The 21,434-nt window shown below is 60.5% G+C and carries 20 protein-coding genes; 8 read left to right on the top strand and 12 right to left on the bottom strand.

From position 1 onward, the window contains the following. Positions 1-8: 8 nt before the first annotated feature. From ssuD to argE, 7 genes are all read right to left on the bottom strand, one after another. The gene (gene ssuD, locus HX855_RS17355) at positions 9-1,157 is read right to left on the bottom strand and encodes an FMNH2-dependent alkanesulfonate monooxygenase (RefSeq protein WP_177086733.1); all 1,149 of its coding nucleotides are present in this window, start codon (positions 1,155-1,157) and stop codon (positions 9-11) included. 25 nt (positions 1,158-1,182) lie between these two features. Further along, a complete protein-coding gene (locus tag HX855_RS17360; RefSeq protein ID WP_177086730.1) occupies positions 1,183-2,151 on the bottom strand; it encodes a sulfonate ABC transporter substrate-binding protein in 969 nt (322 codons plus the stop codon). A gap of 94 nt (positions 2,152-2,245) precedes the next feature. Next, positions 2,246-2,839: an NADPH-dependent FMN reductase gene (gene ssuE / locus HX855_RS17365; RefSeq protein ID WP_177086728.1), complete on the bottom strand. Its 594-nt coding sequence runs from the start codon at positions 2,837-2,839 to the stop codon at positions 2,246-2,248. Positions 2,840-3,156: 317 nt separating this feature from the next. Beyond that, positions 3,157-3,795 carry a peroxiredoxin gene (locus HX855_RS17370; protein WP_065950423.1) on the bottom strand — a complete coding sequence of 213 codons (639 nt, stop codon included), beginning with the start codon at positions 3,793-3,795 and terminating at the stop codon, positions 3,157-3,159. 273 nt (positions 3,796-4,068) lie between these two features. Then, positions 4,069-5,412 carry an OprD family porin gene (locus HX855_RS17375; RefSeq protein WP_177086726.1) on the bottom strand — a complete coding sequence of 448 codons (1,344 nt, stop codon included), beginning with the start codon at positions 5,410-5,412 and terminating at the stop codon, positions 4,069-4,071. 594 nt (positions 5,413-6,006) lie between these two features. Next, positions 6,007-7,305, bottom strand: coding sequence for an amino-acid N-acetyltransferase (gene argA / locus HX855_RS17380; protein WP_010167865.1), 1,299 nt, complete (start codon positions 7,303-7,305; stop codon positions 6,007-6,009). 135 nt (positions 7,306-7,440) lie between these two features. Beyond that, a complete protein-coding gene (gene argE / locus HX855_RS17385; protein WP_177086724.1) occupies positions 7,441-8,589 on the bottom strand; it encodes an acetylornithine deacetylase in 1,149 nt (382 codons plus the stop codon). Positions 8,590-8,747: 158 nt separating this feature from the next. Here argE and HX855_RS17390 point away from each other — a divergent pair, with 158 nt between their 5' ends. Beyond that, on the top strand, positions 8,748-10,115 hold the full coding sequence (locus HX855_RS17390) for an inorganic triphosphatase (protein ID WP_076013066.1): 1,368 nt from the start codon (positions 8,748-8,750) through the stop codon (positions 10,113-10,115). An 82-nt stretch (positions 10,116-10,197) separates the two neighbouring features. On the opposite strand, the gene HX855_RS17395 is transcribed toward HX855_RS17390, so the two are convergent. Beyond that, complete coding sequence (locus tag HX855_RS17395; RefSeq protein ID WP_177086721.1) at positions 10,198-10,671, bottom strand: Lrp/AsnC family transcriptional regulator; 474 nt, start codon at positions 10,669-10,671, stop codon at positions 10,198-10,200. Between the two features lie 127 nt (positions 10,672-10,798). On the opposite strand from HX855_RS17395, the gene HX855_RS17400 reads away from it, so the two are divergent. The 7 genes from HX855_RS17400 (at position 10,799) to HX855_RS17430 (ending at position 16,879) form a co-directional block, all read left to right on the top strand. After that, positions 10,799-11,137, top strand: a complete 339-nt coding sequence (locus HX855_RS17400; protein WP_177086719.1) for a hypothetical protein — start codon at positions 10,799-10,801, stop codon at positions 11,135-11,137. Positions 11,138-11,221: 84 nt separating this feature from the next. Next, positions 11,222-12,925 (top strand): GspE/PulE family protein, encoded by a 1,704-nt coding sequence (locus tag HX855_RS17405; protein ID WP_177086717.1) that lies wholly within the window; start codon positions 11,222-11,224, stop codon positions 12,923-12,925. A 59-nt stretch (positions 12,926-12,984) separates the two neighbouring features. Beyond that, positions 12,985-13,905, top strand: coding sequence for an SPFH domain-containing protein (locus HX855_RS17410; RefSeq protein WP_003213925.1), 921 nt, complete (start codon positions 12,985-12,987; stop codon positions 13,903-13,905). A 10-nt stretch (positions 13,906-13,915) separates the two neighbouring features. Beyond that, positions 13,916-14,362: an NfeD family protein gene (locus tag HX855_RS17415; RefSeq protein ID WP_177086715.1), complete on the top strand. Its 447-nt coding sequence runs from the start codon at positions 13,916-13,918 to the stop codon at positions 14,360-14,362. Between the two features lie 68 nt (positions 14,363-14,430). Continuing rightward, on the top strand, positions 14,431-14,748 hold the full coding sequence (locus tag HX855_RS17420) for a DUF2388 domain-containing protein (RefSeq protein WP_008438896.1): 318 nt from the start codon (positions 14,431-14,433) through the stop codon (positions 14,746-14,748). A gap of 160 nt (positions 14,749-14,908) precedes the next feature. Continuing rightward, entirely contained in the window at positions 14,909-15,580 is a 672-nt protein-coding gene (locus HX855_RS17425; protein ID WP_177086713.1) for an outer membrane protein, read from the top strand. 159 nt (positions 15,581-15,739) lie between these two features. Then, the gene (locus HX855_RS17430; protein ID WP_177086711.1) at positions 15,740-16,879 is read left to right on the top strand and encodes a DegT/DnrJ/EryC1/StrS aminotransferase family protein; all 1,140 of its coding nucleotides are present in this window, start codon (positions 15,740-15,742) and stop codon (positions 16,877-16,879) included. A gap of 42 nt (positions 16,880-16,921) precedes the next feature. On the opposite strand, the gene gcvH is transcribed toward HX855_RS17430, so the two are convergent. The 4 genes from gcvH to HX855_RS17450 all read right to left on the bottom strand — a co-directional run bounded on the left by gcvH (position 16,922) and on the right by HX855_RS17450 (position 21,422). Beyond that, positions 16,922-17,305, bottom strand: coding sequence for a glycine cleavage system protein GcvH (gene gcvH, locus HX855_RS17435; protein ID WP_177086709.1), 384 nt, complete (start codon positions 17,303-17,305; stop codon positions 16,922-16,924). A gap of 50 nt (positions 17,306-17,355) precedes the next feature. Continuing rightward, positions 17,356-18,438 carry a glycine cleavage system aminomethyltransferase GcvT gene (gcvT, locus tag HX855_RS17440; protein WP_177086707.1) on the bottom strand — a complete coding sequence of 361 codons (1,083 nt, stop codon included), beginning with the start codon at positions 18,436-18,438 and terminating at the stop codon, positions 17,356-17,358. A 156-nt stretch (positions 18,439-18,594) separates the two neighbouring features. Beyond that, a complete protein-coding gene (locus HX855_RS17445; RefSeq protein ID WP_177086704.1) occupies positions 18,595-20,211 on the bottom strand; it encodes an iron ABC transporter permease in 1,617 nt (538 codons plus the stop codon). Between the two features lie 206 nt (positions 20,212-20,417). Continuing rightward, positions 20,418-21,422 carry an extracellular solute-binding protein gene (locus tag HX855_RS17450; protein ID WP_177086702.1) on the bottom strand — a complete coding sequence of 335 codons (1,005 nt, stop codon included), beginning with the start codon at positions 21,420-21,422 and terminating at the stop codon, positions 20,418-20,420. Positions 21,423-21,434 lie beyond the last annotated feature (12 nt).

A 21,434-nucleotide genomic window follows, 5' to 3' on the forward strand; every position in this document is an offset into this window, starting at 1 on the left:
GCGGCGCCTCAGCTCTGGGACGCAGCTTTGGGAAGGATGTCGTTGGCGACCATTTCGCCGAACGGGCTGACGTAACCGGCGCCTTTGGGCAACTCGGGACGCTCGATGTCCAGGTGCGGGAACAGCAACTCGGCGACGCGATACGACTCTTCCAGGTGTGGATAACCGGAGAAGATAAAGGTGTCGATGCCCAGGTCGGCGTATTCCTTGACGCGCGCAGCCACGGTCGGGCCATCGCCCACCAAGGCTGTGCCGGCACCACCGCGTACCAGGCCGACGCCGGCCCACAGGTTGGGGCTGACTTCCAGGTTGTCGCGGCTGCCGCCATGCAAGGCGGCCATGCGTTGCTGGCCCACGGAATCAAAGCGCGACAACGAGGCCTGGGCACGGGCGATGGTTTCATCGTCTACGTGGGAGATCAGTTTGTCGGCGGCCTGCCAGGCTTCGGCGTTGGTTTCACGCACGATCACATGCAGGCGAATACCGAAGCGCAGGGTACGCCCGAGCTTGGCGGCCTTGGCGCGAACCTGTGCGATCTTTTCCGCCACCGCGGCCGGTGGCTCGCCCCAGGTCAGGACCATTTCCACCTGTTCGGCTGCCAGGTCCTGGGCCGCGTCGGAGGAACCGCCGAAATACAGCGGCGGACGGGGTTGCTGGATCGGCGGGTAGAGCAATTTGGCGCCTTTGACGCTGATGTGCTGGCCGTCGTAATCAACGGTTTCGCCTTCCAGCACGCGGCGCCAGATGCGGGTGAATTCCACCGACGCCTGATAACGCTCTTCATGGCTCAGGAATAAACCGTCGCCGGCCAATTCTTCCGGGTCGCCACCGGTCACCAGGTTGAATAACGCCCGGCCACCGGACAAACGATCCAGGGTGGCCGCCTGACGTGCCGCCACCGTCGGGGAGATGATCCCGGGGCGCAGCGCGACAAGGAATTTCAAGCGCTGGGTCACCGGGATCAGCGACGCCGCCACCAGCCACGAGTCTTCGCAGGAGCGGCCAGTGGGGATCAGCACGCCGCCGAAGCCCAGGCGGTCTGCCGCCTGGGCCACTTGCTGCAGATAACCGTGATCAACGGCGCGAGCGCCTTCGGCGGTGCCAAGGTAATGGCCGTCACCGTGGGTAGGCAGGAACCAGAAAATATTGAGGCTCATGGAGTTGTCTCCTGAAGAAGTCGGATTACGGCGCTTTGGCAACGGCGGCGGGTGGCGTCCAGATCACGTCCTTGATGCTCAAGGGCTTGGGGATCAATTTGAGTTGGTAGAAGCTGTCGGCGATTTTCTGCTGTGCGGCGACCACATCCGGGGTCAGGAACAGCGCGCCATAGCCCTGGCGTTTCACCGAGGTCAGGGTGATGTCCGCCGGCAGGCCCAGCAGCGGTGCGACTTGTTCGGTGACCTGTTCCGGGTTGGCCTTGGACCATTCGCCCACGGCGCGTACTTCTTCCACCAGGGCCTTGATCACTTCAGGGTGTTTTTCGGCGTAAGGCCTGGTGGCCAGGTAGAACTGGTGGTTGTCGGCAATGCCGGTGCCGTCACGCAGGGTGCGGGCTTGCAGTTGTTTCTCGGCGGCCGCCTGGTACGGGTCCCAGATCACCCAGGCATCGACGCTGCCACGCTCGAACGCGGCGCGGGCATCGGCGGGCGGCAGGAACACGGTGTGCACATCGGTGTATTTCAGGCCGGCATCTTCCAGGGCACGCACCAGCAGGTAGTGCACATTGGAGCCTTTGTTGAGGACGATTTTCTTGCCCTTGAGGTCTTGCACCGAGGTGATCGGCGAATCTTTCGGCACCAGGATCGCTTCACTGGTGGGCGCCGGTGGCTCGTAGGCGACGTAGAGCAAATCGGCACCGGCCGCCTGGGCGAACACGGGCGGGGTTTCGCCCGTCACGCCGAAGTCGATGGAGCCGACGTTCAAACCTTCCAGCAACTGCGGGCCGCCGGGAAATTCCGTCCACTGCACCTGCACGCCCTGCTCGGCCAGGCGCTTTTCCAGCGAGCCCTTGGCCTTGAGCAGCACCAGGGTGCCGTATTTCTGATAGCCGATCCGCAGGGTCTCGGCGGCTTGAGCTTGAACAATGGCGCCGAAGGACACAGCCGCAGCAAACAGTGCGACCAGACCACGACGCAAGATGACAGTGCGCATGGCGCTCTCTCCACAATACGATTAGGGGGTTGGCTGCACCTGCTTGGCCGTTGGCGGCTGAGTAAGGTGAGTAGTACTTAAATTCCGGTAAGGCTTAAATGCTCCAGCGAGCACTCAACAAACGTTCATTCAACACATGGGGATCAAGGGGTTTCGGGCGGCGGGCCATGGCGCTGTAGAACGTCTCCAGGGCCTCGCTCAAGCGTTGTTCCAGCACCGGCACCAGTTGCGCCTGGGCGCTGCCTTCGCCGTAGGCGATCTGGCTGTCTTCGGCGAAAATCCCGTGGAGCAACTCCTGGGCTTTCAATGCCGACAGCACCGGCTTCAGTGCGTAATCCACCGCCAGCATGTGCGCGATGCTGCCGCCGGTGGCCATCGGCAATACCACTTTGTGGGCCAGGGCGCGTTCGGGCAGCAGGTCGAGGATGGTTTTCAGGGCACCGGAAAACGAGGCCTTGTACACCGGCGTAGCGATCACCAGGCCATCGGCATTCGCCACCTGCTCCAGCAGGTCGATGATCTTCGGGCTGTCGAACCGTGCGTGCAGCAAGTCTTCGGCCGGGAAGTCCCGTATCTGATAACTCACCACTTCCACGCCTTGTTGCTGCAGCCAGTTGCGGGTGTGATCCAGCAAGACCCCGGACCGGGAACGTTGGCTGGGGCTACCACCAAGTGTTACGACCAGCATGTAGGAAATTCCTTTGGAAAGTGTCGGCGGTTCGCTATGTGGCGATGGCGCCAAGATGGAACAGACCATATCAGCCAATTTATATATCTATAAATCTTATTTTTTCATTTGTTTATTCTTTAAATGCATATACCGCTCACTAAACTCCAGGCATAAAAAAAGGCCGTCGAAACGGCCTTAAAACCCCTGCTTTGTGAGACGGTTTGCAGCATGAACTCTTTGTTGCCTGCCAGGCCGCCATCGCGGGCAAGCCCGCTCCCACAGGGGAATGCGATCAACTGTGGGAGCCGGGCTTGCCCGCGATGGCGGTATCAGCCTTAACGGTTTGGTTGAGGTGTAAGCCGCAGATACGGCTTCACCGCCCGGTAGCCCTTCGGAAAGCGCTTCTTGATCTCTTCCTCGTCCTTGAGCGACGGCACGATCACCACCTCGTCACCGTCCTGCCAGTTGGCCGGGGTGGCGACTTTGTGGGTGTCGGTCAGTTGCAACGAGTCGATCACCCGCAGGATTTCATGGAAGTTGCGGCCGGTACTGGCCGGGTAGGTAATGGTCAGGCGAATCTTTTTGTTCGGATCAATCACGAACAGCGAACGTACGGTGAGGGTGTCACTGGCGTTCGGGTGGATCAGGTCGTACAGGTCGGAGACCTTGCGGTCTGCATCGGCCAGGATCGGGAAGTTGACGACGGTGTTCTGGGTTTCGTTGATGTCTTCAATCCACTTGTGGTGCGAGTCCACCGGGTCGACCGACAGGGCAATGGCCTTGACGCCGCGCTGGGCGAATTCATCTTTCAGCTTGGCGGTAAAGCCCAGCTCGGTGGTGCACACCGGGGTGAAGTCCGCGGGGTGGGAAAACAGCACGCCCCAGCTATCGCCCAGCCACTCGTGAAAGCGAATCTTGCCGGCGCTGGAATCCTGTTCAAAGTCGGGGGCGATGTCGCCCAGTCTGAGGCTCATGGTGTGGCTCCTGATGAGTGCTTATGGAAACCACTGTGCCTGCGTTGCGGATTATTTAAAAAGAATAAATATCGATTTATCTAGACGATAAAAGAATATTAAAAATCTATTCATTGGAAAGTCGAACGGGCGAAGCGCACCATTCTCTTCAAGGTTCGAGAAGGCCTTGAGACGCTGTACAAAGAGGGGTTCAGGAAGGGCTTGCGGGGGTTGAGCCCGACTTGAAAAGTAAAGCACCCTGCCCGGCATTGCGCCGGGCAAGGTTTTACGCTCTTACTTGAACGCGTAGGTGTAGCTGAGGATTACGCGGTTTTCGTCCTGGTCGCGAGTACTTGCCAGGTCGGTACGCCACATGGCGTTTTTCCAGGCAACGCCCAGGTTTTTCAGCGGACCTTCTGGAACAACGTAGGCCAGAGTCAAGTCACGCTCCCACTCGGTTTTTTCACCGGCGGCGGTATCGATGTTGTTGCCACGCAGGTAAACCACACCGGCGGTGAGGCCAGGTACGCCAACCTTGGCGAAGTCGTACGCGTAGCGAGCTTGCCAGGTACGCTCGCCGGCACGGGCGAACTTCTGGATCTGCATGTCAGTGGTGGTGCTGTTCGACGAGCCGTCACCTTGGTTCAACCAAGGGAAGTCGCTATCGCCCTTGGTGTACTGGTAACCAGCGCCAAAGGTGTGACCGGCAACCGAGTACAACGCCAGGTAGCTGTACAGGTCGTTGTCGACTTTACCCTTGGTGGTCGTGTTGCCGTAGAAACCGGTGGTGTAGTAACCGGCAGTATCACCGTTGGCACCGTTGTCGCGGCTGCGGTAGTAACGCAGGTCACTTTTCAGAGTGCCTGGACCGATTGCCCAGTTGTGGACCAAGCCCAGGAAGTTCTGCGCGTAGAAGTCCTTCAGTTCGCCGTAGTAGTACGAAGCAGTCAGGTCTTTGGTGATTTTGTAGTCAGCACCGGCGTAGTAGAACTTGTTGACGAAGTTACCCGCGTCATAGTTCGAGCTGCCGTTGGCACCTGCCAGCGACAAACCTTCGTTGTTGCTGGAGTTACGACCTTTGGAATGCTCGATCTGACCGGCAGTCAGGGTCAGGTCCTTGATCTCGTTCGAAGAGATCTCGCCACCCTGGAAGGTTTGTGGCAGCAGACGACCGTCGTTGGTCTTGATCACCGGGTTGTTCGGCTGCAAGGTACCGATTTTCAGCACGGTCTGGGAGATCTTGACCTTACCGGTCACGCCCAGGCTGGCGAAATCGTTAACGGCTTTGTTGCCATCACTTGGGAATACGGTGCCGCCGGAAGCAGTACCGGTGTAGTTACCGTGGTTTTCACGGCTGGAATCCAGACGTACGCCGTACAGGCCGATAGCATCAAGACCGAAGCCTACAGTGCCCTGGGTAAAACCAGAGATGAAGCGCAGGTCGAAACCCTGGCCCCATTCAGCGTTTTTGCTGCGGGTGTTGGACGTTTTAGAAGGAACGCCATCACGGTTGTCGGTGTTGATATAAAAGTTGCGCAGGCCAAGGGTGATCTTGCTGTCATCGATGAAACCTGCGGCGCCTGCTTGTTGAGCGATTGCCCCCAAAGCTACGGCCAACGCCAATGTTGACTTCTTCATGTACCGCTCCTCTCATTTCTAATTTTTGTATTTCTTAGGTCTCGGGTCTGACGCCCTCGATCCACAGATGCGCGATTAGCGCCGGATAGTGACTGACAAGTCAATCGTAACCTTGTGTGTCTACTACTTTCGTCTAACCGCAGTTAATTTGGTCCTTGCAGGGTAATGAGTTTTTCATACACCCAAAAAGAATTGTTTCATCCTTTTTCATACGATTCAGGAATAACGCTTTCCATGGAGCGGCCAAGCCGTTAAGGCGACACCGCTCCATAAGGGTGTTCCAGAAAAGTATGTCTCTACGTTTTTTTAGATCGTTTTGTGTTGACCAAAATGGGTCATACGTCACTCACGATCAAAAACGCGACGCCATCATGGCCAAACGCACATCATTCCGTCAATTTGTTACAGTTTTTGTGTCGACGATTTTTTTTGCCGTCCCAGCAATCCACCTCACCGTACGCGGCGATAATGTCACTTTGATGTCAATTGTGTGGATAAATAAACAAATCCGGCCTGTGACGTCACTGCACCCGCCCCGGATGCAGGACTCGCCAAATTGACAGGCGAGAGGATTGCCCCCTCGCCTCTTCAGGCTTACAACGCCTTTTCGAAAATCTTCGAATTGCGCTGATAGTTGTACAACGAAGCCCGCGCCGACGGCAGGCGGTCGACTGTACTCGGCACAAAACCACGCTCGCGAAACCAGTGGGCCGTACGGGTAGTGAGCACGAACAACGTCTTCAACCCTTGGGCCCGGGCACGGGTCTCGATGCGCTCCAGCAGTTCGTCGCCGCGACCGCCATGGCGGTATTCCGGGTTCACTGCCAGGCACGCCAGCTCGCCTGCGTCGGAGTCGGCGATCTGATACAGCGCCGCACAGGCGATGATCATGCCTTCACGTTCCACCACGCTGAACTGCTCGATTTCCCGCTCCAGCACTTCCCGGGAACGACGCACCAGAATCCCCTGCTCTTCCAGCGGACTGATCAGGTCCAGCAAGCCGCCGACGTCTTCAATCGCCGCTTCACGCACCAGTTCGAACTGTTCCTGGGCCACCAGCGTGCCGCCGCCGTCCCGGGTGAACAGCTCGGTCAGCAAGGCACCGTCCTCGGCATAACTGACAATATGGCTGCGCCCTACGCCGCCTCGGCAAGCCTCGGCGGCCGCGTCCAGCAGTTCGGCCTGGTAGTTGCTGCCCAAGCGTTGCAGATGTGCGGGCACCTGTTGCGGCCGCAGCTCACGCACCAAGCGACCGTGTTCGTCGATCAGGCCAAGGTCGGCGCCGAACAGCAGCAACTTGTCCGCGCCCAGGTCGATGGCGGCACGGGTGGCGACGTCTTCGCAGGCGAGGTTGAAAATTTCACCGGTGGGCGAGTACCCCAGCGGCGACAGCAGCACGATGGAGCGCTCGTCCAGCAGGCGGTTGATGCCCTTGCGGTCGACCCGGCGTACTTCGCCGGTGTGGTGATAGTCCACACCTTCCAGCACACCGATCGGGCGCGCCGTCACCAGGTTGCCGCTGGCCACCCGCAGGCGCGAGCCCTGCATGGGCGAGGACGCCATGTCCATCGACAACCGCGCTTCGATGGCGATGCGCAGATGGCCGACTGCATCGATCACACACTCCAGGGTCGCGGCATCGGTGATGCGCAAGCCTTCGTGGTACGCCGGGGTCAGGCCGCGGGCAGCGAGGCGGGTTTCGATTTGCGGGCGCGAACCGTGGACCAGCACCAGCCGCACACCCAGGCTGTGGAGCAGCACCAGGTCATGGACAATGTTGCCGAAGTTCGGATGTTCCACACCATCGCCCGGCAGCATGACCACAAAGGTGCAGTCGCGGTGGGCATTGATGTAAGGCGAAGCGTGACGAAGCCAATTGACGTATTCGGGCATAAAACCTGGGCCTGTAATAAAAAGCAGCCAAAAAAGGATGAATCATGGAAACGCACAGCGGGCTGTTGGTTATCGTCGGAACAGGCTTGGCGACACGCTCGCTCTCCTTCTATGTACGGATGGGCAGGGGTTAATTTATGCGGGTTTCAGGCAGTAATGTTGAATCAGTTCCCGCAATAGACGCACTGTAGGCGTCAAGCGTGACATTTCAAGGTACTCGCCGGGCTGGTGAGCGCAGGCGATATCCCCAGGGCCGAGCACCAGGGTTTCGCAACCAAGGCGCTGAAGATAAGGCGCTTCGGTGCCGAACGCTACTGCTTCAGCGCGATGACCGGTCAGTCGTTCAGCCACCCGCACCAACTCGGCATCCTCGGCCTGCTCGAATGGCGGCACTTCCGGAAACAGCGGCGCATAGTCGATCTTCACCTTATGGCGTTCGGCCAGGGGTTCGAGCTTCTGCCGGATGGCGGCCCGCAGCACCTGCGGGTCCATACCGGGCAAGGGCCGCAGGTCGAACTCCAGGGAACACTGGCCGCAGATGCGGTTGGGATTATCGCCACCGTGGATGCAGCCGAAGTTCATCGTGGGTTGCGGCACGCTGAACTGCGGGTTGCGGTATTCGCGCTGCCACGCCAGGCGCAGGCCGCGCAGTTCGCCAATGGTGTCGTGCATGGCTTCGAGGGCGCTGTGGCCCAGGCTTGGGTCCGACGAATGGCCGCTGCGCCCGAGAATGTCGATGCGCTCCATCATCACGCCTTTATGCAGGCGGATGGGCTTGAGGCCGGTGGGCTCGCCGATCACCGCCGCGCGGCCTAGAGGACGGCCCGCTTCCGCCAGCGCGCGGGCACCGGCCATTGAGCTTTCTTCATCGCAGGTGGCGAGGATCAGCAGCGGTTGCTTGAAGGGTTGGTCCAACAACGGTTGCACGGCCTCGATCACCAGCGCAAAAAAGCCCTTCATGTCGCAACTGCCCAGTCCTACCCAGCGGCCGTCGACTTCCGTCAACTTGAGCGGATCGGTCTGCCATAGCGCGCCGTCGTAAGGCACGGTGTCGCTGTGCCCCGCCAACACCAGGCCACCAGGGCCGGTGCCGAAACTGGCCAACAGGTTGAATTTGCCGGGGCTGACCTGCTGGATGTCGCAGGCAAAGCCCAAGTCCCCCAGCCAGGTGGCGAGCAAATCGATCACCGGACGGTTGGATTGGTCGAGAGAGGCCTGGGTGCAACTGACCGAAGGCGCGGCAATCAGCGCGGCGAACTGTTCTTTCATGGACGGTAAAGGCATGCGCTGTCTCTCAACTTCCCGGACGAAACCCATCATAGAGCTATCTGCGGTGCACAATAAACCGTTGCGGCACGTTGCCGGGCTCAGTCCTGTACACTGCACGACCTTGGCAGCCACACATTTCCCCGGCTGCGCTCCCGATCCTGGATTTTCCGGCCATGCAGAAAGAAACCGAAATCAAGCTCCGCGTCAGCCGCGAAACCCTCGCTGCGCTACGTGAGCACCCGTTACTGAAAAAACGCAACAAAAGTGGCTGGGAACGCCGTGAGTTGATGAACCAGTACTTCGACACGCCGGAGCGCGACCTGGCCCAGGCCAAGGTTGCCCTGCGCCTGCGCAAAGACGGCGACGAAGTGATCCAGACCCTCAAGACCCGTGGCCAGAGCGTCGCCGGCTTGTCGGAACGCAATGAGTACAACTGGGACCTGGCCAAAGCCAAGCTCGACGTGAAGAAACTCGACGGCGAATGCTGGCCCGAGCAATTGGCTGAACTGGACAAAAAGACCCTGAAGCCAATATTCACCACGGATTTCGTGCGCGAGCGCGCCGAAATCGCCTGGGGCCGCGGCAAGGCCAAGGTGGTGATCGAAGCCGCCCTGGACCTGGGCCACGTGGTCGCCGGCAAGCAGAAAGAAGAAATCTGCGAACTGGAACTGGAGTTGCGCGAAGGCGACCCGGCCGCCCTGCTGGAGCTGGCCGCTGAACTGGCGGCGACCCTGGCGTTGATGCCATGCGATATCAGCAAGGCCGAACGTGGCTATCGCCTGTTCGACGCCAACAGCTACTCCCTGAGCCTGCCGGCACCGGTGCTGCACGCCGAGATGCCGCTGGACGACGCGTTCGCCGCTGTCATGTGGCACCTGTTGGGCAGCAGCCAGCGCCTGGCCGAGCAATACCGTTTCAATGGCCACTGGCGTCTGCTGCAAGACTGGGTGGAAAACCTCGGCGAACTGCGCGCTCTGCTAGGCAGCCTCGGCCAGGCCGCGCCGCGCCAGTCCACCAGCGAACTGCGTGCCGCACTGGACGCCTTGCTGGAAGACTGGCGCCCGCTGGTGCAGGCCGGTGACGACGATGAAGACATCCGCAAGGCCGCGCCGGAGCAGTTCGCCGAAGAACTGGAAGACGTGCGCTGGGGCCTGTTCTCCCTGACCACCTCCCGCTGGCTGCTGGCCCGCACCTGGGCGGCGGAACGCAACGTGCGTGGCAATCGCCAGGGCGCCGCCCAACTCGCCAACTGGCTGCCGCGCCTGCTGGCCGACGACGCCGTTGCCCTGCAACTGCCGCGCTATCAGCAACAGCCGGAAGACCTGGCCGAGCAACTGCCGCGTATCGAACGCATCCTGGCCTGGCTGCACCATGCACGCCAGGTGCTGGATATCGCCGAGCTGGACCGTTTGTATGGCGAGCTGAACAAGCTGGCGCACCTGGCCAACCAGCCGATTACCGATGAGTCGCTGGATGCGCGGATGCATCAGGCGATCGCGGTTTATCAGAATCGCGCCTGGAAAACCCTGCTGCGTCTGTAAGATCGCTATCGCGGGCAAGCCCGGCTCCCACACTGGAATGCATTCCCCTGTGGGAGCCGGGCTTGCCCGCGATGGGCCTCCCCTATCCGCGCAAAACCGGCAGGCTGGTGGTGGACTTGATCTCCGACAAGGCCACTATCGAGTTGACCTCCTGGATCCCCGGCACCATCGACAGTTTTTCGAAGAAAAACCGCTCATACGCCTCAATGTCCGATGTGACGATCCGCAGTAAAAAATCCACCGCCCCCATCAGCACATAACATTCCAGCACTTCCGGGAAGCCGCGAATCGCCTCGGTGAATTCCGTGAAGTTGGAACGGCCGTGGGCGTTGAGTTTTACCTCGGCGAAAATCTGCGTGTTGAGGCCGATTTTCTTGCGATCCAGCAAGGTGACCTGGCCGCGAATCACGCCCTCCTCTTTGAGCCGCTGAATCCGACGCCAGCAGGGCGACTGTGACAAGCCCACCTGTTCGGCGATCTGCGCGCTGGAAAGCGAAGCGTCTTCCTGCAACAGCGCCAGGATGCGCCGGTCGTACACGTCCAACTCACTGTGCATAGAAATACCCAATAATCATGCTTTGTAGAATTGTATGATTCTCTTATAAGCCAATACGGGCTTTTTTAGATAAGAAATCTCCCGCGCCGAATGTAAAAATTTCTCCAGTCGAATCCGGAGAATCATCATGCACGTCGTCGAAGCCGCCAGCCCCGCCCCACGCGTCGATGCCTGGGCCGTCAGCAATGCCCACTGCCAGGCGCACTATCAAATCCTCGCCGAGGCGGAGCCCGACCTGTTATGCCGGGTGCTCAACTATTTTGCCCTGCAGTTCCTGATTCCTGTCCACGTGAACGTGCAGCGCGAAGAAGACGTGCTGGCGATCGATATCATCGTGGATGGCCTGAGCTGGCATCGGGCCCAGGTGATCGGTGAAAAACTTCGTAACCTGATCAGCGTGTGCTCGCTGGAGCTGCATCCGGCTGAGGCTGCGCGGCCTGCGGCGATGCAGGCGGCCGGTCAGTAAAAGCCTGCAATAAACCCCGGAGGCCGGAGCGCAAAGGGTGACTAGCCTGAGGACTACACCTCACCGTTGCCCAGGAACGTCGCCATGTCCGTTGCGCCCAACCTCCAGGATAGCTGGCTGGAAATCCATCAATTGCTGCCCGCCCTGATCGACCAGGGCCTGGTGCCCGCAGACCTGAGCGTACCGGCCAACAGCGCGCTACATCCCCTGGAATGCATCGCCAGCCAGGGGCCGCCTCTGGAAACCCTGACCGAATGGCTGGCCCGTCATTGCGGCCAGCCCTACCTGCGTATCGACCCGCTGAAAATCGATGTCGCGGCGGTGGTACCCCTGATGTCCTATGCCTTTGCCCAGCGGCACAGGATCCTGGCCGTTGCGATCGACGCCCACAGCGTCACGGTCGCCAGCGCCCAGCCATACGTGAGCAGCTGGGAAGCCGGCCTGGCCCAGGTGTTGAAGCGCTCCATCCGGCGGGTGGTCGCCAACCCCCAGGCGATTCAGCGCTGCACCGTGGAGTTTTACCGGCTGGCGAAATCGGTCAGCGGCGCGGTTGACCAGAAAACACTCGGCGCGCCCAACATCGAGCAGCTGCTCAACCTCGGTGCCAGCGACCAGGAGCCCGACGCCAATGACGCCCACATCGTCAATATCGTCGACTGGCTGCTGCAATTCGCCTTTGGCCAGCGGGCCAGTGATATCCATATCGAACCCGGACGCGACCAGGGCCGTGTGCGGTTTCGCATCGATGGGCTGCTGCACGACGTCTATCAATTCCCGTCCCAGGTGACGATGGCGGTGGTCAGCCGCCTGAAAAGCCTGGGCCGGATGAACGTGGCAGAAAAACGCAAACCCCAGGACGGCCGGGTAAAGACCCAAAGTCCCACGGGCGGCGAAGTGGAGCTGCGCCTGTCGACCCTGCCCACGGCCTTCGGCGAAAAGCTGGTGATGCGGATTTTCGACCCCCAGGTGCTGCACAAAGACTTCCAACAATTGGGGCTCTCCAGCGATGACCTGCAACGCTGGCAATCCATGACCGGCCAGGCCAACGGCATCATCCTGGTCACCGGCCCCACCGGCTCGGGCAAGACCAGCACCCTGTACACCACGCTCAAGCAGCTGGCGACCCGGGAGGTCAACCTGTGCACCGTCGAAGACCCGATCGAGATGGTGGAGCCGGCGTTCAACCAGATGCAGGTCCAGCACAACATCGACCTGACCTTCGCCAGCGGCATCCGTGCCCTGATGCGCCAGGACCCGGACATCATCATGATTGGCGAGATTCGCGACCTGGAAACCGCAGAAATGGCAATCCAGGCCGCCCTGACCGGGCATCTGGTGTTGTCGACACTGCACACCAACGACGCACCCGGCGCCATCAGTCGCCTGATGGAACTGGGCATTCCTCATTACTTGATCAACGCCACCCTGCTGGGGGTCATGGCCCAGCGTCTGGTGCGTGTGTTGTGCCCGCACTGCAAGCGGCCTGCCGGGCAGGTCTATCAGGCAGTCGGTTGCGGGGAATGCAGGGACAGTGGTTATCGAGGGCGGGCCGGGATCTACGAGATCATGCTGCTGAACGATCACCTCAAGGCCATGATCACCCCGGGCGCCGACATCCAGGCCCTGCGCCATGCGGCTCTGGGCCAAGGAATGTGCAGCTTGCGGTCTGCCGGAACACGCAAGGTCATGGCAGGGCTGACCACCCTGGAAGAAGTGTTGCGGGTGACGCCTGGGGATTCAGAAACAAATCCGTTGATTGAAGGGCCGGTAAACCGTCCTTATCCCTGACAACACCGTTACAATCGGTCAAACCTCGCGTTACCGCCAACACCAGACAAGGAATCGTTATGCAGATCGGAACCGTACTGCTGCTTTTTGTAGGCTTGGCCGTCGCCATCCTCTTCATGGGCTTCAAGGTCGTGCCACAGGGTTATCAGTGGACGGTCGAACGCTTCGGCCGCTACACCAACACCCTCAAGCCGGGCCTGAACATCATCATTCCGGTCATGGACCGCATCGGTCGCAAGATCAACGTGATGGAAAGCGTGCTGGATATTCCGCCCCAGGAAGTCATCACCGCCGACAACGCCACGGTACAGATCGACGCCGTGTGCTTCTTCCAGGTGGTGAACACCGCCCAGGCCGCCTACGAGGTGAACAACCTCGAACACGCCATCCGCAACCTGCTGCAAACCAACATCCGGACTGTACTCGGCTCCATGGAGCTCGACGCGATGCTCAGCCAACGCGACGGCATCAACGAAAAGCTGCTGCGCACCGTCGACGAAGCCACCGCTCCTTGGGGCATCAAGATCACCCGTATCGAGATCAAGGACATCAGCCCGCCTGCCGACCTGATGGCCGCGATGTCCGGCCAGATGAAAGCCGAGCGAATCAAGCGTGCGCAAATCCTCGAAGCCGAAGGCCTGCGTGCCTCCGCCATCCTGACCGCCGAAGGCAAGAAGCAGGCGCAGATTCTTGAAGCCGAAGGGGGCCGTCAGGCCGCGTTCCTGGAATCCGAAGCCCGCGAGCGCCAGGCCGAAGCAGAAGCCCGCGCCACTCAAGTGGTATCGGAAGCGATCGCCACCGGTAACGTGCAGGCCATCAACTACTTTGTTGCCCAGAAATACATCGATGCACTGGGCAAGCTGGCCTCGGCCAATAACAGCAAGGTGATCCTGATGCCGCTGGAAGCCAGCCAGGTCATTGGCGCCGTCGGCGGCATCGGCGAGATCGTCAAGGCAACCTTCGACAACAAGAAAGCCTGAGGCACGCACCATGTGGGAATTCCTGCAGCACCTGTCGTTTTGGGACTGGCTGGCACTGGGCACCGTGCTGCTGATCCTTGAAGTGTTCGGTGCCGGTGGTTATCTGCTGTGGATGGGCATCGCCGCAGCAGCCGTGGGCGTGATCAAGTTCCTGATCCCGAACCTGGGCCTTGAGTGGCAACTGCTGCTGTTCGCCGTATTGTCGATCCTCACGGCGGTTTACTGGTGGCGACGCCAGCGCAGCAGCGCCAAGGTCAGCGACCAGCCGGGGCTGAACATGCGCGGGTCGGAGCTGATCGGGCGCACCTTTGTGGTGCATCAAGCGATTATCGAAGGCCGGGGCAAGGTCAAGATCGGCGATGGCGTATGGATCGCAGCCGGCCCGGACGCGCCCGTGGGCGCCCACGTGCGTGTCATCGGTCAGGACGGCGTCATTTTGAAGGTTGAAACTGTTTAGTCACTAATGGAACTCGGCTGAGCTATCTACAATCAAACGTTGAGATAACCCAGTCGGAGTCACCCATCATGCGTCTAAAATATGCTGTCGCAACCCTCGCTGTGCTTTCCCTTCCTGTCGGTTCAGCCATGGCCGACAGCTTCTGGCGTAATGTCATCTCATCGGGTGCCACCACTGGCTCGACGTACCTGACTTTCAAAGACCATAAGATGGTGGTCGCCGCTCAAGACGACGCCGGTAGCTTCGTCGCCAGTGACGGCAACATCCGTGGCCCTTACCTGGAAGCTGCAATGCAGAAGGTCCGTGCCGATAACCCTGGCCTCAAAGCCACGGACATGGATTTGGCCAATGCGATCCTGGCGAAAAACGCCATTGCGTCCGAGTAATACCTCCGCGTAAAAAATGCCGCTCTTCGGGAGCGGCATTTTTTTGCCCCGCTTTCCTACAGCCGACGCTGGCGATTCAGTATTCGAACAGGAAAAGTCCTGTCGAACTGCCCGTGCGCCCGGCAACAAGCTATCGATTCTCTTCAGATCAAGCGAATCGATGACCATGCAAAAACTCTCTTGCGCCCTTTTGCTCGCCGCTGTTGCCGCCCCATATGCCCAGGCAGAAGGCTGGTACGGGTCAGCGAAGCTCAACAGTGCCCGCCAAAACCTCTCAAGCTCGTTGCTCACCAGCCCTCGTGTTACCGATCGTGTCTCGGCCCCGGATAGCAGCAAGACGTTTACCGGCTCATTCGCCATGGGCTATGCGTTTACAGACGGCTGGCGCCTGGAAGGTGAATACACCACGCCCAGCCACTCAAACTTCAAATCCCATTGGGCGCCGTTCAATGCCAACGTCAATAACCTGCAGGCCGACAGCCAGCGCTTGATGCTGAACGGTTACAAAGACATCCCCATCAACGACTGGCTCTCGTTTTACGGTTCGGCCGGTGTAGGGCTGGCTCAAATTGATGCCGAGGGTTATCAGACCAACACCACCCGCCGCTTCGCCAGCAATCGCCAACATAATGTTGCCTACAGCGTAGGCCTGGGTCTGGAAGCCAGACTCAGCGAAACCTTTACCCTGGGCACAGGCTGGCGTTACGTGGATATGGGCCGGGTCGAAACCGGCTACAACACCTTCGCCAACCGTATCAACGCTCGCGACGAGCAGCTCAAGGGCAAGCTCAAGGAACAGAACGTGTTTCTTGAGGCCCGTGTTTCCTTCTGACGCAGGCACCGGGAATGCCGCCGCGTCGGCGGCATTTTTATCCCGAGGGTGACGATTCATTCACAGGCGACAGGCTATATTCAGTCGAGCCGTGCAACCATGCCCGGCACTGATATGCTTATTTCTCATCGCCTTTCTGAAACGGATGCCTTCAACGTTATGAGCCAACTGCCCTTTCTGCCGTTTTCCAAGCCCACCATTGATGAAGCCACCATCTCGGCGGTCGGCGACGTACTGCGCTCCGGCTGGATCACCAGCGGGCCGAAAGTGCAGGCGTTCGAAGCGCAGCTGTCGGAATACTTTGGCGGGCGCCCGGTGCGCACCTTTAACTCGGGCACCTGCACCATGGAGATTGCCCTGCGCATCGCCGGCATCGGGCCTGGGGATGAAGTCATCACCACCCCGATTTCCTGGGTCGCCACGGCTAACGTGATTCTTGAGGTCGGCGCCACGCCGGTGTTCGCTGATATCGACCCGGTGACCCGCAATATCGACCTCGCCCAAGTTGAAGCGGCAATCACGCCGCGCACCAAGGCGATCATCCCGGTGTACCTGGCCGGCCTCCCCGTGGACATGCCGTTGCTCTACGCGCTGGCCAACAAGTACAACCTGCGTATCGTCGAAGACGCCGCTCAGGCCCTGGGTTCCAGCTGGGATGGCGAGCGGATTGGCGCCACCGGCGATTTCGTGTCGTTCAGCTTCCAGGCGAACAAGAACATCACGTCGTCCGAAGGCGGCTGCCTGGTGCTGAACAACGCAGAAGAAGCACGCCTGGCAGAGAAATATCGCCTGCAGGGCGTTACCCGCACAGGCTTCGACGGCCTGGACGTGGATGTGCTAGGCGGCAAGTTCAACATGACCGATATCGCAGCAGCCATCGGCCTGGGTCAGTTTGCCCATATCGAGACGATCACCGCCCACCGCCAGGAACTGGCGCGGCACTATTTTGAATGCTTCGGCAGTGATTTAGAGGCGCAGTACGGTGCGCAATTGCCACCTGCCGACTTCGAAAACAGCAACTGGCACCTCTTCCAGCTGGTACTGCCAGAGCGCCAGGACGGTTTGCCGGCACGCGCCACGTTCATGGAGCAGATGCAGGCCCATGGCGTCGGCATTGGCTACCACTACCCGCCGATCCACCTGCTGAGCTTGTATAAGGCGCAGGGATTCAAGGAAGGCATGTTCCCGGTAGCGGAAAAAGTGGGGCGTTTGATTGTGTCGTTGCCGATGTTCACAGCGATGACGAAGGCGGACGTAGAACGTTCGGTAGCGGCGGTAAAAGCGGTGTTGAAGCGCTGATCAAACCTTTGCGGGAGCCGATTGCCGGCTCCCGCAGCCGGATCACTCGCCGATGGCAGCCTTATAACCGGCAGCGTCCAGCAGCTTTTCCAGGTCAGCCGGGTTGCTTGGCTTGAGCTTGAAGATCCAGGCGCCGTACGGGTCGGTATTCAACAGCTCGGGTTCGCCGCTCAAGGCGTCGTTCACCGCGATCACTTCGCCAGCAATTGGCGAGTAGATATCCGAAGCGGCCTTTACCGATTCAACCACACCCGCCTGATCAGCCGCAGCAAACACGTTGCCGACTTCGGTCAACTCAACAAACACCACATCCCCCAATGCTTCCTGGGCATGGTCCGAGATCCCGACGGTCACGGTGCCGTCAGCTTCCAGGCGGGCCCATTCGTGACTTTCGGCAAAACGCAGGTCGGCAGGGATATCGCTCATAGTCTGTGTCCTCAAGAAAAATGTCAGCGGCCATTGGCCCGCCGGAAAAGTTAAATCAGTGTTTTGCCATGGCGCACGAAGGTCGGCTTGACCACTCGAACCGGGTACCACTTGCCGCGGATTTCCACCTCGGCCCGGTCAGCCGTCGCTGCCGGCACGCGCGCCAGGGCAATGGATTTGCTTAGCGTAGGAGAGAAACTACCACTGGTGATCTCTCCTTCGCCAACATTGGCGATGCGAACCACCTGATGAGCACGTAAAACCCCACGTTCTTCCAGGACCAGGCCCACCAGCTTGGACTTCACTCCCGCGGCCTTTTCGGCCTCCAGGGCAGTACGGCCGATGAAATTGCGCTCGGCCGGTTCCCAGGCGATGCTCCAGGCCATGTTGGCGGCCAAGGGCGACACGTCCTGGTGAATATCCTGACCGTAGAGGTTCATGCCGGCCTCAAGGCGCAGCGTGTCGCGGGCGCCGAGGCCGATGGGCGAAATGCCTGCGCCCACCAGATCGTTGAAAAACGCCGGCGCCTGATCGGCCGGCAGGACGATTTCCAGGCCGTCTTCACCGGTGTACCCGGTGCGCGCAATAAACCAGTCGCCATCCGCCTGGCCCTCAAAGGGCTTGAGCTGGTGGATCAAGGTGGCACGGGATTGGGTCACCAGTTCGGCAATTTTTTGCCGGGCATGGGGACCTTGAATAGCGAGCATGGCCAGCTCGGGCCGCTCGTGAAGCTGGGCCTGATAGCTGCCGAGCCGGGCCTGCATCCAGGCCAGGTCCTGGTCACGGGTGGCGGCATTGACCACCAGCCGGTAACCGCTCTCGGTGCGATAAACGATCATGTCGTCCACCACGCCGCCCTGCTCGTTAAGCATGGCGCTGTATAACGCACGGCCGCAGCCGTGCAAGCGGTCAACATCATTAGCCAGCAAATGCTGAAGCCATTCCTTGGCCTGGGGGCCTGTGATATCGATCACGGTCATGTGGGATACATCAAACACCCCGCAGTCACGTCGCACCTGATGGTGCTCCTCGACCTGCGAGCCGTAGTGCAAAGGCATATCCCAACCGCCAAAATCGACCATTTTCGCGCCGAGGGCGAGATGCAGGTCATACAGAGGCGTGCGCTGTCCCATGGGTTTCTCCTTCCGGGCGTGGCGAAGGTGCGGACGGTTGCCGTTCGGGCCACACGCCTTGAAATACAAGGCCTGTAGCCGCGCTCAGCGACCCGATCTGAAAGATCGACCGCACCGAATGCCGCGCATTGTAGCCTCAAGGCGTAGGACTGGCACCTAACCGATTCGTCGCGCCGAACGTCGGATCAACCCGATGACCGGTAACAGGCCCACCAACACCAGGGTCAAGGCCGGCAGTGAAGCCCGCGCCCACTCGCCTTCGCTGGTCATTTCAAAAATCCGAACCGCCAGCGTATCCCAGCCGAACGGGCGCATCAGCAAGGTGGCCGGCATTTCCTTGAGCACGTCGACAAACACCAGCAGCGCCGCGCTCAAGGTGCCCGGTAGCAAAAGTGGCAGATACACTTTGCAAAACAGTCGCGGGCCACTGACCCCCAGACTGCGAGCGGCTTCCGGCAAGGACGGGCGGATTCGCGCCAGGCTGTTTTCCAGCGGTCCGTACGCCACCGCGATAAAGCGCACCAGATAGGCCAGTAACAAGGCCGACACACTGCCCAATAGCAGCGGCTTGCCGGCGCCGCCCAGCCAGCCTGACACCGGGATCACCAGTTCCCGATCCAGATAACTGAACGCCAACATGATCGACACCGCCAGCACCGAGCCCGGCAGCGCGTAGCCCACATTGGCCAGGCTGATACCTGAACGGATGGCCCGGGTGGGCGCCAGACGATGGGCGAACGCCAGCACCAGGGCCACGCTGACGGTGATCAGGGCGGCCATACCGCCCAGGTACAGGGTATGAACGATCAACCCGGCGTAGCGCTCGTCCAGATCGAAGCGGCCGCGCTGCCAGAACCAGGCCACCAGTTGCAGCATCGGAATCACGAACGCGCAGGCAAACACCAAGCCGCACCAGCCACTGGCCGCCACCGCCTTGACCCCGCGCAGGTGATACAGCGCCTGGCCGCGAGGCCGTTCGTTGCTCGGCCGGCTGGCGCCCCGGGCACGGCGTTCGCCGTACAGCACCAGCATCACCACCAGCAGTAAGAGGCTGGCCAGCTGCGCCGCACTGGAAAGGCTGAAAAAGCCGTACCAGGTCTTGTAGATGGCGGTGGTAAAGGTGTCGAAGTTGAACACCGAGACAGCGCCGAAATCCGCCAGGGTCTCCATCAGCGCCAGGGCCACGCCCGCGCCGATGGCAGGGCGCGCCATGGGCAAGGCCACGCGCCAGAACGCTTGCCAGGGCGACTGCCCCAATACCCGCGCGGCTTCCATCAGGCCTTTACCCTGGGCGAGAAACGCAGTGCGCGCCAGGAGGTAGACATAGGGATAAAACACCAGCACCAGCACGATGATAACGCCGCTGGTGGACCGCACGCGCGGCAGGCGCAGGCCCGTGCCAAACCATTCGCGCAGCAGGGTCTGCACCGGGCCGGCGAAGTCCAGCAGCCCGACAAAGACAAAGGCAAGGACATAGGCGGGAATCGCGAAAGGCAGCATCAGCGCCCAGTCCAGCCAGCGCCGGCCGGGAAATTCGCAGAGGCTGGTCAGCCACGCCAGGCTGACGCCCAGCAGCGTAACGCCCACGCCGACGCCCAGCACCAGGGTCAAGGTGTTGCCCAGCAGGCGTGGCATCTGGGTGTCCCACAAATGGGACCAGATCTGTTGATCGACGGTCTGCCACGACAGCAACAGGACGCTCAGCGGCAGCAGCACCAGGGCTGCCACGGTGAAGACCGGCAGGTACCAGCGGCGTTGGGCGGGATGGGCCAAGGAAGAACTCTCGGTCGTGGTAGGAATGCGGAACACGCCGCAACGCTACTGTAGGAGCGAGCTTGCTCGCGAAAAACGTCAACAATAACTCGGGCAGCTTGGAAGAACGCGGTGCCCTCAGGTTTTTCGCGAGCAAGCTCGCTCCTACAGGGGACACCCATCAAGCAAAACGCCCCGCAAATGCGGGGCGCAGTATATCGGACGACTTAGTTCCAGCCAGCCCGATCCATCAAGCGAATGGCCTCAGCCTGGCGCTTGCCCGCCACTTCAACCGGCAACGTATCGGCCACAAACTTACCCCAGCTGGCGACTTCAGCCGACGGCGGCACCGCCGGGTTGGCCGGGAACTCCTGGTTCACATCGGCAAAGATTTTTTGTGCTTCCGGGGTGGTCATCCACTCAACCAATGCCTTCGCCGCTTCCGGGTGCGGTGCATGCTTGGTCAGGCCGATGCCCGACAGGTTGACGTGCACCCCACGGTCGCCCTGGTTCGGCCAGAACAGCTTCACCGCCAGGTCCGGCTTCTGCTTGTGCAGGCGGCCGTAGTAGTAGGTGTTGACGATACCCACATCGCACTGCCCGGCGTTGATCGCCTCCAGCACGGCGATGTCATCGGAGAACACGTCGGTGGACAAGTTGTTGACCCAGCCCTTGACGATCTCCTCGGTCTTGGCCGCGCCATGGGTTTCGATCAGGGTGGCGGTCAGCGACTGGTTGTAGACCTTCTTGGCAGTGCGCAGGCACAGGCGGCCTTCCCACTGCTTGTCGGCCAGGGCTTCGTAGGTGGTCAGGTCGCCCGGCTTCACGCGGTCGGTGGAGTAGGCGATGGTGCGCGCACGCAGGCTCAAGCCGGTCCAGGCATGGGCCGAAGAACGGTATTGAAGGGGGATATTCTTGTTGATCACGTCGGAGGTGAACGGTTGCAGGATGCCCATCTGCTCGGCCTGCCAGAGGTTGCCGGCATCGACAGTGAGCAGCAGGTCGGCGGTGGCGTTTTCACCTTCGGCCTTGATGCGCTGCATCAGCGGCGCTTCCTTATCGGTGATGAACTTGATCTGCACGCCGGTCTTCTTGGTGTAGGCGTCGAACACCGGCTTGATCAGTTCGTCGATGCGCGAGGAGTAGACCACGACTTCGTCGGCCGCCTGCACGGTGGTGCTGCCGATAAGGGTGAGTGCCAGGGCAGTCAGGAGGCGCTTGGGTGCCAACATGGGTGCGGTCTC

The organism is Pseudomonas sp. IPO3778, assembly GCF_013386825.1.
Lineage (GTDB): Bacteria > Pseudomonadota > Gammaproteobacteria > Pseudomonadales > Pseudomonadaceae > Aquipseudomonas.